Below are 13,221 nucleotides of genomic sequence, written 5' to 3' on the forward strand. Positions count from 1 at the left end.
ATCTGACTTTTCAAACAGACCTTTCCAATCTTCCTTCTCACAACACAAACTTCAATCGTTGGCGTCGCTTCTAACTAAACAATATTATTCACATATAAAAACCTGTTGAATCCATGTCAACAGGCGATCTCATCTTACGTTTCCTTGTTAGCGTCTGTAGGTTAAATATCGCTCATACCAAATGTCAATAAAGTCCGCAGCAAAAGGGCCTTTTCTTTGACGAATCCAGCGCATAAGCTTATCCACATGGGTTTTCAAAATTTGATCAATCACTTCAGGATATTTCATTTCCTTTCGGTGACGCTCATACTCGTCCTCATCAAGCAAATTAAAGGTCATATCGGGAAAAACTTTAATATCTAAATCATAATCTATGTACTTCAAAGCTTCTCCGTCAAAAATAAACGGTGAGCTTAAATTACAATAATAGTAAATCCCATCTTCGCGAATCATGCCAATCACGTTAAACCAAAGCTGTGCATGAAAATAGCAAATTGCTGGCTCCCGTGTTACCCATGTTCTGCCATCCGATTCAGTTACTATAGTCCGATCATTTCCACCAATAACTAAATTTCGCGAGCCTTTTAAAACGGTTGTTTCATCCCACACCCGATGAATATGTCCATTATGCTTATAGCTATGAATTTGTATCGGTTCACCTTCCATAGGTACTTCCATTTTAGTCTCCCTACTTTCATTTTCCGAACACCTTCAGTATATTCGACAATGACTTCCAAGTTAGCTGCCATTGTAACAATTGTTGAATTCGTTAACCTTATTCAAAAATAACAAAGCCTGTCCAGTTTCTCTTTTTATTATTATAACGGTAAAAGGGAGAATTTAAAACAAAGAGTCATTGAAATATTTCAATGACTCCATCCTATACAAAGAATTGATTATTTTTTAAAGCCATTAAACTAAAGCGCGAGCATCCTGATAGGACCGAATTAATTCCTCTGTTTGCTCCTCAAAGATTTTATGAATTTCTTGCAATTCGGCTTTCTTTATCGCTATATCCCTGCGAACACTTTCTAACTTTGCCTGCTCTTGAAGTTCTTTTAGTACTCTTTCGATATCCTGACAACGCTCAATTTCGGACTGAAGAAATAACAGCTTTTCCATCGTTTCCATCTGCTCACTTACTAAACGGTTAAATTTATTCATGTTTAAACACCGTCCCATAGCTGATTTAATTCCACGTTTTAATATATTCGTTCCACCTCGAGGTATTCCTTTGACTAGTTATGTAAGCTAACAGGAAGTTTTGTCGAAAAAACATTGGAGCTTGTAAAACACAACTAGCTATTTTTACTGGGCTTTTTTAGTTTTGTCAAAAGCTCCTTACGCTATTAACTGCACAAAAGAACACCCCTTCTGCGCATGAGAAGGAGTGTTCTTTTTAAGTATATAACTGTTATGATTGACCAAATTGGCCAGAGTTTTGAGATTTTTTAGATTCTGCTTGTTGGTTTTGTTTTCTAACCTCTTGTGCGTTCGTTTCGCTACCAAATTCTGTACCGAATTGCCCTTGAGAACCAGCAGATTGAGCATTTTGCTGGCGCACTTGTTGAATGTTAGTTCCAGCTTGAGATTTGTTTGGCTTTGCCACTGATATCACCTCCACGCCATTAATTTATCCAGACGCGAGGATAAATATCCATTTATTTTCTGGAAATAAATAACTATTCTATACCAATAATGATATGCCGCCGTCCACAATAATCGTTTGTCCCCTTATCATGCTGGCTTGATCACTGACGAGAAACATTACAGTGTTCACAATATCATAAATCTCAACCATTTTCCCTGCAGGAGTTTTCGCTTTCGCTTCAGCAAGAAGCTCCTCGCGATTCGGAAAAGATTTCAACGCTTCCGTATCTACCGCTCCACCTGAAACAGCATTTACCACGATATTCTTCGCCGAAAATTCAACAGCCAAATAACGAGTAAGTGCTTCGACTGCCGCTTTGGACACTCCCACTGTCGTGTAATTTTCTAAATAGCGAATGGCCCCTAAAGAACTGATGCTGACAATTTTGCCTCCACCATTCTTTTCCATTCGTTTCGCCGCTTCTTGGGCACAAAACAAAAGTGCTTTGCTATTAATGTTCATCGTCCAATTCCAATGGGATTCTTCCAATTCCATAATTGGTCTTTGTACACCCGATGCGGCATTGCTGATGAATACATCCAAACGATCAAATACTTGATCGATTTCTTCAAACATCGCTTTTATTTTTTCCACGTCCCCAACATTTGCTTTAACGACTAATACTTTTCTTCCTAATGCTTCAATTTCAGCAGCCGTTTCCAATGCGGCTTTTTTGCTTCTAGCGTAATTGAGCACAATATCGTAGCCTTCCTGCGCTAAACGCAATGCTGTCGCTTTGCCAATTCCTCGACTACTTCCAGTTACTAATGCAACCTTTGCCATAAAAATCGAAATCCTTTCTTATCCCCGTTCTTCCGAGTTTCTTCTTCAATTTTAGTCATTCTTTGTATAGATAGCAATTGAGAATAAAAAACTATTCATATACACAACATGAAGGAGTGTTTCAAATGTACGACGGAAGAGATATGACAGAACTGTCCATGCTGCCTATTTCAAACTGGAATGATAAGGAGCTTGCCTATTTTCACCACTCTTTGCAACAAATGACATCATACTTGAACGCCGAAGGTCAGACCATTCACCAAGAAATCATTGCAGAAATTGAAAATCGCGGTGGACTTCAAAAAATATTTTAATATTACAACCCTTTCCAGCATTTCGAAGCGAATATACCTATTGAGATGCATTCGGACAGAAAATGGAGATCTTAGACTTCACTGCTCCGATTAGAAAACCTATTTGGTCCCAAAGGGCTGCGCACCGACATTCTAAGTCCTAATCATCTAAATTATCTTTGGGGCGTAAACATAGCACCAACAAAAAAGGGCTCAATTGCCCAAGCCACTGGATTCATCCTTCATATGATGTGAAAAAAAACGCCGTTTTTCTCGGCGCTTTTTCATGAATATTTATAGTATTGTTTGATGATTTTTTGGTGCGAGACTGGAAACGGATACGCATCAATACTTTCAAGAGTTGCATATTTTAAATCATCGGCTTCCCTTATCGGAGTAAGGAGCTCACCTTCAAATACTTGAATATCCCACTTTAGATGCGAGAATACATGCTCTATTTGCCCGACATTTTTTCCAAGCTTTACTTCGATTCCAAGCTGCTCCAACAATAAACCTTGAATTTGACTCTTTTCTCGTAAAAATGGCAAAGATATTTCAACATTAGGAAATTCCCACATATTTGCCAATAGACCACTGCTTGGACGTTTATGAATTACGGTATTTCCGTCGCTATCTTTTATTACGACTGCTGCGAGACGAATAAGCCTTTGCTTTTTTGCCTTTGTCTTAATGGGGAGCTCTTTCTCTACTCCCTCATGAAAGGCATGGCAATGGTCACGCATCGGGCATAGTAGACACGAAGGAGTCGTTGGTGTGCAGATGAGAGCGCCGAGTTCCATTAATGCTTGATTAAAGTAAGATGGATTGTCATGAGAAATCAGTTCTTCAATCGCCTTCTCAAAAATCTTCCTCGTAGAAGGTTTGGCAATGTCATCCCAAATCGATAAAATGCGGGATATGACTCTCATCACATTTCCATCAACTGCAGGCTCTGGAATTCCGTAAGCAATCGATAAAATGGCTCCTGCCGTATAAGGACCGACCCCTTTCAGCGTGGAAATTTCATCCTTCGTATTAGGGACGGTCCCGCCATACTTTTCTTTCACTTCTTTCACAGCCGACTGGAGATTTCTGACCCTTGAATAGTATCCCAATCCTTCCCATGCCTTCAATACCTTTTCTTCATCAGCATCTGCTAAGTCCTCCAATGTGGGGAACTGTTCAATAAAACGATTGAAGTAAGGAATGACCGTGTCCACTCTTGTTTGTTGAAGCATGATTTCGGAAACCCAAACCTTATATGGGTCCTGATCCTTCCGCCAAGGTAAAATCCGTTGTTCTTTCGCAAACCACTCGATTAAATCATCCTGGAAGGCAGCTTTTTCAATTAATTTAAGGTTTTTTAAAGAATCTGTCATGAATGTGCCTCCTGGTGTCAAACATATTAATAATAAATATTTGTGAAGTTTATTTGAAACAATTTATAAAAATACCGGAAAAAACTATATTTACAGCGCACATGTTGTTAAAATTATTATATATTAATTAGCCTTTAAGGCAGAGCATTTTGCCTATACTGGATCATTTCACTCTATCCTACAAGGAGGTTCATCCTTTTGGACACTGGTACACACCTAGTTATGGGGCTTGCCCTTGGAGGGCTTGCTACACTTGATCCGGTTGTTGCAGGAAGTGCTGCTACTGCAACGAGCGTTATGGTAGGAACCATCGTCGGATCACAGGCTCCTGATGTTGATACTGTTCTTAAACTTAAAAATAATGCTGTTTACATTCGGAATCACCGTGGAATCACGCACTCTATTCCGGCTGTGTTATTATGGCCAATTGCGATCACGGCGGTTATTTATCCTTTTTTTCCAGAAGCGAACCTTCTGCATTTATGGCTTTGGACATTTCTTGCGGTTTTCCTACACGTTTTTGTCGACATTTTTAATGCTTACGGTACTCAAGCATTGCGACCCTTCTCATCGAAATGGATCGCACTCGGAGTGATCAATACATTCGATCCCTACATTTTTGGATTGCATGTGCTTGGAATCATCATTTGGATGTTAGGTGGCCATCCTGGCTACATCTTCTTAACTTTATATATGATTCTTGTCTTTTATTATTTTGTTCGCTTTTTTACGCAGCGTAAAGTAATGAAGGAGGTTCGGGCTCTCATTCCCGATGCTACCGACATCATCATTTCACCAACAATGAAATTTCATCAATGGCGCATTGCAGTCATGAATAACAATCAATTTTTTGTCGGCCGTGCCCACAACAATGATGTCACCATTATCGATCAATTTAATCGAGTAAAAGTACCATCGTCTCCAGTCATTGCCGCCGCGAAAAAAGATGAAAATTTATCTGCTTTTCTTTCTTTTTCTCCCGTCTACCGTTGGGAAGTTGACGAATATGACAATTACTATGAAGTGAAATTTATCGATTTACGCTATCGCAGCAAGGATCATTATCCCTTTGTCGCCGTTGTTCAGCTTGATCAAGAGCTAAATATTGTTACTTCCTATACAGGCTGGATATTTAGCGAAGAAAAATTAAGAAAAAAACTGGAAATCATTCCGAATTAAACCTGTTAGAGGCAAAAAGAAGAGTATCAAAAAGTGGTACTCTTTTTTTGCTCTACCTCATTTAGAGTGAGACCGCAATTAAATCAAAAGCTGCGGAAAATTGCGTTCAAAATTTGCGCATTTAATCAATAGGCTCTCTGTGAGAAAGCACTCAATTCTCCCGAAAACTTGCACAATTGTAAAAAATCGACATCTGCTCTAAAAAAGCATTTTAGTGCTCTTTCTGATCCTCAAATAAGTGACTATATTTTGGGTTCGTTGCGAAAAACTCGTGAAGCTTCTCACCATAATTTTCAATCCATTGCCGGACAATTTTTTCAGTCATCTCGCTGCCCTTATATTCCCGCCCTGCTTTCGCTCGCGTTGTTTCAAAGTCATCCCATAAAAGCTCCACCCACGTTTGCGCTTGATGAACGGATAATTTTGTATTTTTTTCAAGTAAAAGCTCCACTAATTTTTGCTGGTATTCCTGCATTTCTTTCACCTCGCTGGCAACTTTTTGTTTGTTGAAATCATGATACTTACTCGGCAATGCGCTCATACTATGAATACGTGGTTAGCATTTAGTGCTTTTCACGTATTTTAAGACTCTTTAAGGGGGTAACTGTTTTGCGCAATAAGGCTAAAGGTTTCCCGTATGAAAATCAAAACAAGTTCGAGGGCGAGCCTCGAGCAAAATCAGAATACGCCTCGAAAAGGGCCAACGGCACCACAAATACTCATCCGCAAGAACGGATGAGGGCATCGAATAATCGAGAATCTGACACATCTGAGCTTTTCGAATAGACGCAGTTCCTTGGACCCGTGCATTTCTCTGAAATCATTTTTCTGGGAGGCTTGCTTAAAATGGGAAATTCGAAAAAGTTTTTTGATCAAAATCCATATTCTAGCCCATTTACTTCGCCACATTATCGTTCGAAGCATGCACATTCTCAAGTTAATGGAGAAACTAAGGAAACGCAAGATATTATTATCCTCCACCGTCAAATTCGAAAAAACTCTTAATTTAATTACACACCTTCGTCAATCGAATAACCAGAGCTTTGCCTCTGGTTATTTTAGCTCTCTTAGCATCGATATTGGCAATGCTTCCTTTTCCTTACTCTCTCCAAGGCGGTATCCCCATGCAAATACTCCATTCAAATAGGAGACTTGAAAATATTTCCCTGGATCCCCTTCTATTTCATAAATCTCTTCTTTTTTAAAGTCATTTGGATTCATTAAATATGCCTTAGCCATAATCGCTTTGCGCTCAAGAACCGCAAACTCATTGACCATTCCCATTTGTTCAGCTTTGCGCGCTTGTTCCTTTAGTCTGGCAATTTCTTGTTGAAGTTCATATTCGCTTAGTTCACTATATCTTTTATCTTCCATGTTGTTGCCACTCCCCATTATCGGTTCTTCATTTCTTCTAAAAACTGGGCAATCATGTCGAGCGAAAAGCCTTTGCGATATAAAGCTTGTTTCATTTTTTGCTCATATTCATAGCCATCATACTGGACATACTTCCTGTGAGCTTTTTCTCCTTGGAATCTTAACGCCTTCATTTCCTCATCAACATCTTTCAACTCATCATGCGCCTCTGCTGCTACTGTAATCACCTCAAAAGGATAGCCTTTACGAATTAAATGTTGTTCCGCTTTCTGCTTTGCCATTCTTTCGGACTCACGTGAACCTTTCTTAAGCACCTTTGCCCAAAGCTCTGTTGCCTTTTCCACTTGCCGTTCAAACGGGTACTCCTTTAAGGCTTGTTCCATTAAAGCGGGAGCAACTCCCTTCTCCTTCAGTTCACGGTGAATTGCCTCAATTCCCTTGTCAGTTGTATTCATTTGCGTTCGGACGAAAGCTAAAGCATACTCTTCATCGTTTAAAAACTGATACTCATCCAATTTATGAATGACTTCTTGTATAACAGGCGCTTCAACCTCTTTCTCAGCTAAATATTTTCGAACCTCCTGCTCCGTTCTCATTTTTCTTGATAAAAAATGAATAGCCAAATTGTACGCCTTCCTAATATCATCATGGTAGTGAATTTCCATGAGCGCAAAGTCATCAAGCTCGAGACCTTTTTTTAAATTACATTTTATCAACACATCTTCATCGACGCTAAAAGCATATTCTTCACCTTTTCCATGGTCCAAGAAGATATTATATCGCTCGGTGTTCTTTTTTTGGACGGTGATTTTTGTAATGATAGCCATTCATCTCACCTCCCTATAAATGTACCACATGCCATCCAATTATGTCTTTATGAAAACTATTGCTTTACTTTTAGGCTTTATATGTCATGTTGATTTTTGGCCCATTTTCTCTTAGACCTTTCTTTATAACTGAAAGACGAGTGAAACTTTGGTTTCACACATAATGATTATTTCAGTAATTCTGGTTAACAAAGCCTGCTCTTAAAACAAAAAAAGCAGCGAACCAGTAGCAGGATTTTTAAAACAGCTTCAAAAATAAAGGACTTTTATGAGATAGAAGCTAATTTATTAATAACGAACTAAAAGGAGGACAATTCACATGAGAATTGCCATAGCAGGCGGAAGCGGCTTTGTTGGAAATGCCTTGACGAAACGTCTCATTGAGCAAGGTCATGAAGTATTCATTCTTACCCGCAGTCCAGCAAAGAACGGAGATATCAAGTACATACAATGGTTAACAGAAGGAAGCGATCCCGCTGGACAGTTAAAAGAAATCGATGTGATGATGAATTTAGCCGGTGAATCAATCGGAGCTGGACGCTGGACGTCAACACGTAAACAGCTTATCGTCCAGAGCCGTCTCCAAACAGTGGCAGAAGTACTGCAAATAATGAAACAGCTTCCCACAAAACCAAAAGTATTCCTAAACGCAAGTGCAATTGGCTTTTATGGGACTTCATTACATGATCGTTATACTGAAGCAGACGCGTCAGCGGGTAGCGATTTTCTTGCTTCCACCGTTAAACAATGGGAAGAAAAAGCATTGGAGGCGACCCATCTCAATGTTCGCACGGTTTTATGTCGATTCGGTATAATTTTAGACAAAAAAGAAGGTGCTTTGCCAAGAATGGCTCTTCCGTATAAATTATTCGCAGGTGGAAACCTAGGTACTGGGCAGCAATGGATGTCTTGGATCCATCTTGATGATGTCGTAAATGGAATCATTTTTGCAATCGAGAATGAAAATCTTTCAGGCTCTGTTAATTTCACTGCACCTGTTCCAGTAAAAATGGAGCAATTGGGAAAGTCATTAGCACAAGCGACGAATAGACCTCATTGGTTCCCAACACCAGCGTTTATGTTAAAAGCGCTCCTCGGTGAGATGAGCCTATTAGTTTTAGAAGGACAGCATGTTCTTCCGACTAAATTACAACAAGCAGGCTACCAATTTCAATATAAAGAAATTGCTTCTGCCTTAGCGGACATTTATGAAAATTAACGTATCATCCCCTCCTAATAAGGGAAAAATAGGAAGTGTATTGAATAAGGAGGGATGATTACGTTGTCTGATAAGAAAAGGAAAGATAAGTCAAAAAGCACATTATCCAGTATGCAGGAAGTCATCTATTCCCATGAATTTAAGCTCGCTGACCAAGCAGGCGGTTTTAGCAAAAAGAAGGCAAGACATTAACATATTTTTTAGCTTGAAAGTGAAAATTAAGTATGGAAACATTCGTGTTTTCCGTACTTTTTTCTTGGAAAGGGGTTTTCCTAGTGGGGCGAGCACAAGGACATAAAACAAGAGATAAAAACAAGGCGAAATTGCCGCAAGTACCAAAAAACATGAAATCTGACGGGCTTGATGTTGAATTTGACCGTGATTTAGCCGATCATGATGATTTAGAGGCGATGGCACGCTCAAATGCCGCTGATAAGAGAGCCAAAAAGAATAAATAGCACCATTTTCAGGGGGAGATGCTCCCCACTGAGCTAAATTTGCAAAAGATCGCGAATATCTTCGTCTGTTAATGCCCATGCATTATGATCTGATGACTTAATGAGTTCATCGATAAGATGACGTTTTTTATCCTGAAGTTCATCGATCTTCTCTTCAATCGTCCCTTTGGAAATCAATTTAATGACTTTTACCGTGTTCATCTGCCCAATCCGATGAGCCCGATCTGCTGCCTGCTCCTCCACTGCTGGATTCCACCAAAGATCGTATAAAATAACCGTATCTGCTCCAGTTAAATTTAGTCCTGTCCCACCGGCTTTCAGGGAAATAAGAAAGAAGTTATGCTCTCCTTGATTAAATCGATTGCAAATCTCTATTCGTTCCTCTGCCGGGGTATTCCCATCAAGGTAAAAAAAGGATTCACCCTGTTCAGCTAGTTCTCTGCCTATTAAATCAAGCATTTTCGTAAATTGGGAAAAAATCAAAACTCTCCTGCCAGATAGCTTAGCTTCCGCAACAATATTCATTAATTTGGCAAACTTTGCCGAGTTCCCTTTATAGCCATCAACAAACAGAGCAGGATGACAACAAATTTGCCTTAATCTCGTCAAACCAGCCAAAATTCTAATCCGGTTTTTTCGGATTGTATTCTTGTCCAAATGCTTAAGCGTATCATTTTTAAGCTTTGCCAAATAGGCAGCATACAGTTTCTTTTGTTCGCTAAAAAGCTCAACCGATTCTTGAAGCGCAATTTTCTCTGGTAATTCACCAAGGACATCTTCCTTCATACGGCGGAGGAGAAACGGACGCGTTCTTCTTGCAATTTGCTTTGAAGTTAAATTGGCATATTGCTTCAATCCTCTAAAAAGCTCTGGAAAAACAACGTGGAAAATGGACCAAAGCTCCTCACTAGAATTCTCGACTGGCGTCCCTGTTAATGCAAAACGATGATCGGCATGAAGCTTCTTGACAGCTTTTGCCGTTTGCGTCATTGGGTTTTTAAATGCCTGCGCTTCATCAAAGAAAATGGTATGAAATTTTTCCCGTTCGAGCAAACTAACATCCTTCCGAAGCAATGTATAAGAAATGATCCAGACATCCTTCTCCTGCAAATGTTGATAGAATCTCGCCCTATCTTTTCTATCCCCATCAATGACAGCTACGTCAGTTCCTGGTGTGAATTTCCCTAATTCATTTAGCCAATTATATGTGACAGAAGATGGGCAGACAATTAGGACTGGTAGTGTATGTTTGCGAATATCTTCCATCACCGACTCGATATAGGCGATGCTTTGAACTGTTTTCCCCAACCCCATATCATCTGCCAAAACTCCGCCAAATCCATAGCTAGCGAGGGTTTTCATCCATTGATAGCCGCGCTTTTGATAGTCGCGCAGCACATGTGCCAAATTGGCAGGAACGTTGGTACGACTAGCTTCCGGTTCAGTCATTTCTTTTAAAAATTCACGAAAAGACTCTTCGGGGCTAAAGAGGTCATTTTCCATAATGGCATCAAGAAATGCGATGCCTTTAACCAGTGGCAGCTCAAATGAATCATCTATTTCTTCTTGAATGGGAACCGCCTTTAAAAAACGCTTAATCTCTTCAAACTCTCTCGTCTCTAACGAAAGTAATGAACCGTTGCGCAAACGGTAATATTTCCGTTTTTCTTCTAATGCTTGCAAAAGCTCACGAATGTGCGCCTCCGGAATCCCATCCATTTCAAATTTAAATTCAAGCCAATTTGTTCGTTCCTTTTTGAACTTCACCTTTATTTTTGGTGGGGCATGCCCTTTAATAATTCGATTTCGAACGGCTGTTGTCGCATACACTTCAGTCAGTTTTTGCAGCTTAGGAACTGTATATGTTAAAAACTCATATTCAAGCTCCTCATGATGGAGAAAATAGCCTTCATCCGTTTTTGTCAATTCACTTTCTTCGATTAATGATAAAATCGCTTCTTCCTTTCTTGTATCCCTGACGATCATCACACTCATATTCGAGTTTTCTACCGGATTAATGACCAATTTTCCGTAATGAAATTCAAGCCCTACAAGCAAACGATTTTTCACACGATCTAAAAACAGCTTGGCAATAAGCGGTGTCCGAATCAACCTGTTCTCTAATTCCTTGGCAATCGTTACCGTCCCAAGCTTTTTTAAACCTGGCAATATTTTTTCTAAAAAGAAATGAACCTGTTCTTTTGGAATTGGAATGTGATTCGTGTTGGAAGAAAAGAGCATCTCTTGTAAATTAGCTAATCTTACACAATCATCATAATCCAAGTGAAAAACTAGACCGTCACAAAATATGCACTCATAGGTCGGCAAAAGGATGTGGCGATCTAATCCGGTTACGACTAATTGGTATGCAGCACCCACTGCTGCTTGAAATTCAAAATGTAAATCTAAAGATTTGTTTGAAAGTTGTAGTCGTTGAAATACCGTACTGCCGTATTTAAGCTTTGCTTGCGGAATTTTTGTAAGCAGCGGCAGAACTCTTTTCCACGAAGTGGGTGGCACAATCAAAAGGTTCTTCTTTTCAGAAGCAACATGTTCAAACAAAAGTTCTTCATCGCGATTCACTTGGATTAATTCATGAATCACTTGATCGGCTTCTCTTTGAAAACAGTGCACGCTCGGATCATAGGTAAATGCTAGAGACAGTATGCTTCTTTCTCCACTCGCAACACATTCTAAAAACTCACGAATGTGTAATATCGGGTTGCTTTCCACTTGTAGTTCTATGGCAACCATCATTTGCCCATTTTCCCCAGCGATCGGCATGCAAGTAAAACTCGTTTCCAGAACCTGTCTATCCTCAAAATGAAGCTGCTGACCACTTGAACGCTTCGGGCTATTTTGAAAAATAGACAGCAATCCTTCAGCTAACTCAGAATGCTGTGGAGCAGTCTGCTTATGATAGAGGGCAATTAAGACTGCGGCAGTATGCTGGCACTCTTTTTCAAACGAAGCAAGGGTTGGACAGCTACAACTCGTTTGCATCTTCCCTCGACTATTCACCTTTATCGTTACTCGAAAACCTTCACCTGTGTTGACAATGGCATCACAGGAATCAGTTGTATTTTTTTGCAAAACGACCTTATTTCCAGAATAAAAAGCTTCGCCTCTTTTGAAGGAGATATCTCCACACATTTCTTTGATTTGTTTAAGTGTAAGGTTTGTATTCAAAATGCATGCCCCCTTCCCGTCTCATTCAATACTACTATATTATAGAGGAATCAGTGATAAAACAAGAAAATGAAGCACGCAGGAGCGTTCACCTGTGTTTAAAGACGCAAACGTAAATTATTTCTGGCGAAGCGCCATATAAGCAAGGAAAAAGGAAGTGTGGCCAAATCGAGTGGGCATTCGAACAAGCTAGTGAGGGAACCTGAGCGCGGTGTACGCTTAGAGCATATATTCGGACAAACGGGCGAGGAAACCGAGTCGCTTTGGCCGAATATAGGGCGCATTCGCACTTTCAAGATCAGGGATCCACACGCTTTGGCCGAATAGAGGTCGCATTCGCACTTTCAAGTTCGGGAATCCGGGCTCAATGGACGAATAGAGGACTCATTCGCACTTTCAAGTTCGGGAATCCGCGTGCTTTGGCCGAATAGAGAGTGCATTCGGACTTTCAAGATCGGAAATCCGGGCTCAATGGCCGAATAGAGAACGTATTCGGACTTTCAAGATCGGGTATCCGCGCGCTTTGGCCGAATAGAGGACGCATCCGAACAATCTAGCAAGAAACCGAGAAGCTAAGGCATAATACAACAACTATTCGGCCGAAAATAGAATAAATGACTGTTTCAGCAAACAATCGTTTTTTGATATTTGTTAGATTTTCGCATCTTGTGCTAGCTTCAGAAGTTATTCAAGACATTCTTTTTAATCGATAGTTTCTAATGGTATAAGAGAGCATGCACTTAGGCTGCGAACCAATTGTGCATAAATATTATCCACAGGTTGTTAATAATGTGGATAGAGTTGAATATTACAGATTTCAATTTAAATAAAAAATGTTAGTAAAATGGGCTAATATTGAGCCAAAATCT

The 13,221-nt window shown here is 39.9% G+C and carries 16 protein-coding genes; 7 read left to right on the forward strand and 9 right to left on the reverse strand.

Translation table 11 applies throughout. From position 1 onward, the window contains the following. Positions 1-147 precede the first annotated feature (147 nt). From ntdP to fabL, 4 genes are all read right to left on the reverse strand, one after another. Positions 148-678, reverse strand: a complete 531-nt coding sequence (gene ntdP / locus NST02_RS20330; protein WP_095314085.1) for a nucleoside tri-diphosphate phosphatase — start codon at positions 676-678, stop codon at positions 148-150. A gap of 234 nt (positions 679-912) precedes the next feature. After that, complete coding sequence (locus NST02_RS20335; RefSeq protein ID WP_212934430.1) at positions 913-1,164, reverse strand: YgaB family protein; 252 nt, start codon at positions 1,162-1,164, stop codon at positions 913-915. Positions 1,165-1,414: 250 nt separating this feature from the next. After that, positions 1,415-1,609, reverse strand: coding sequence for a gamma-type small acid-soluble spore protein (locus NST02_RS20340; RefSeq protein WP_095314090.1), 195 nt, complete (start codon positions 1,607-1,609; stop codon positions 1,415-1,417). A gap of 78 nt (positions 1,610-1,687) precedes the next feature. Then, positions 1,688-2,434, reverse strand: a complete 747-nt coding sequence (gene fabL / locus NST02_RS20345) for an enoyl-[acyl-carrier-protein] reductase FabL (RefSeq protein ID WP_340949679.1) — start codon at positions 2,432-2,434, stop codon at positions 1,688-1,690. A 125-nt stretch (positions 2,435-2,559) separates the two neighbouring features. Between fabL and NST02_RS20350 the strand changes: the two genes are divergently transcribed. Beyond that, positions 2,560-2,748, forward strand: a complete 189-nt coding sequence (locus NST02_RS20350) for a hypothetical protein (RefSeq protein WP_340949680.1) — start codon at positions 2,560-2,562, stop codon at positions 2,746-2,748. 263 nt (positions 2,749-3,011) lie between these two features. On the opposite strand, the gene mutY is transcribed toward NST02_RS20350, so the two are convergent. Beyond that, positions 3,012-4,106 carry an A/G-specific adenine glycosylase gene (mutY, locus tag NST02_RS20355; RefSeq protein WP_340949682.1) on the reverse strand — a complete coding sequence of 365 codons (1,095 nt, stop codon included), beginning with the start codon at positions 4,104-4,106 and terminating at the stop codon, positions 3,012-3,014. A gap of 198 nt (positions 4,107-4,304) precedes the next feature. On the opposite strand from mutY, the gene NST02_RS20360 reads away from it, so the two are divergent. After that, positions 4,305-5,285 carry a metal-dependent hydrolase gene (locus tag NST02_RS20360; RefSeq protein WP_340949683.1) on the forward strand — a complete coding sequence of 327 codons (981 nt, stop codon included), beginning with the start codon at positions 4,305-4,307 and terminating at the stop codon, positions 5,283-5,285. Positions 5,286-5,496: 211 nt separating this feature from the next. Here the strand turns inward: NST02_RS20360 and NST02_RS20365 are convergent, their stop codons facing one another. Continuing rightward, a complete protein-coding gene (locus tag NST02_RS20365; RefSeq protein ID WP_137744778.1) occupies positions 5,497-5,760 on the reverse strand; it encodes a YfhJ family protein in 264 nt (87 codons plus the stop codon). 134 nt (positions 5,761-5,894) lie between these two features. On the opposite strand from NST02_RS20365, the gene NST02_RS20370 reads away from it, so the two are divergent. Both NST02_RS20370 and NST02_RS20375 read left to right on the forward strand, forming a co-directional pair. Continuing rightward, positions 5,895-6,071: a small, acid-soluble spore protein K gene (locus tag NST02_RS20370; RefSeq protein WP_137744777.1), complete on the forward strand. Its 177-nt coding sequence runs from the start codon at positions 5,895-5,897 to the stop codon at positions 6,069-6,071. A 60-nt stretch (positions 6,072-6,131) separates the two neighbouring features. Beyond that, the gene (locus NST02_RS20375; protein WP_137744776.1) at positions 6,132-6,290 is read left to right on the forward strand and encodes a YpzG family protein; all 159 of its coding nucleotides are present in this window, start codon (positions 6,132-6,134) and stop codon (positions 6,288-6,290) included. Positions 6,291-6,338: 48 nt separating this feature from the next. Here the strand turns inward: NST02_RS20375 and NST02_RS20380 are convergent, their stop codons facing one another. Continuing rightward, positions 6,339-6,659 carry a YfhH family protein gene (locus NST02_RS20380; protein WP_340949684.1) on the reverse strand — a complete coding sequence of 107 codons (321 nt, stop codon included), beginning with the start codon at positions 6,657-6,659 and terminating at the stop codon, positions 6,339-6,341. Positions 6,660-6,676: 17 nt separating this feature from the next. Further along, positions 6,677-7,486: a recombination regulator RecX gene (gene recX, locus NST02_RS20385; RefSeq protein WP_137744775.1), complete on the reverse strand. Its 810-nt coding sequence runs from the start codon at positions 7,484-7,486 to the stop codon at positions 6,677-6,679. A 319-nt stretch (positions 7,487-7,805) separates the two neighbouring features. On the opposite strand from recX, the gene NST02_RS20390 reads away from it, so the two are divergent. The 3 genes from NST02_RS20390 to NST02_RS20400 all read left to right on the forward strand — a co-directional run bounded on the left by NST02_RS20390 (position 7,806) and on the right by NST02_RS20400 (position 9,163). Further along, positions 7,806-8,705 carry a TIGR01777 family oxidoreductase gene (locus NST02_RS20390; protein WP_340949685.1) on the forward strand — a complete coding sequence of 300 codons (900 nt, stop codon included), beginning with the start codon at positions 7,806-7,808 and terminating at the stop codon, positions 8,703-8,705. Positions 8,706-8,768: 63 nt separating this feature from the next. Then, a complete protein-coding gene (locus tag NST02_RS20395) occupies positions 8,769-8,897 on the forward strand; it encodes a YfhE family protein (protein WP_095314111.1) in 129 nt (42 codons plus the stop codon). An 83-nt stretch (positions 8,898-8,980) separates the two neighbouring features. Further along, a complete protein-coding gene (locus tag NST02_RS20400; RefSeq protein ID WP_095314113.1) occupies positions 8,981-9,163 on the forward strand; it encodes a YfhD family protein in 183 nt (60 codons plus the stop codon). Positions 9,164-9,196: 33 nt separating this feature from the next. Here the strand turns inward: NST02_RS20400 and NST02_RS20405 are convergent, their stop codons facing one another. Next, the gene (locus tag NST02_RS20405) at positions 9,197-12,352 is read right to left on the reverse strand and encodes a DEAD/DEAH box helicase (RefSeq protein ID WP_340949686.1); all 3,156 of its coding nucleotides are present in this window, start codon (positions 12,350-12,352) and stop codon (positions 9,197-9,199) included. Positions 12,353-13,221 lie beyond the last annotated feature (869 nt).

The organism is Robertmurraya sp. FSL W8-0741 (genome assembly GCF_038004005.1).
GTDB lineage: Bacteria > Bacillota > Bacilli > Bacillales > Cytobacillaceae > Robertmurraya > Robertmurraya siralis.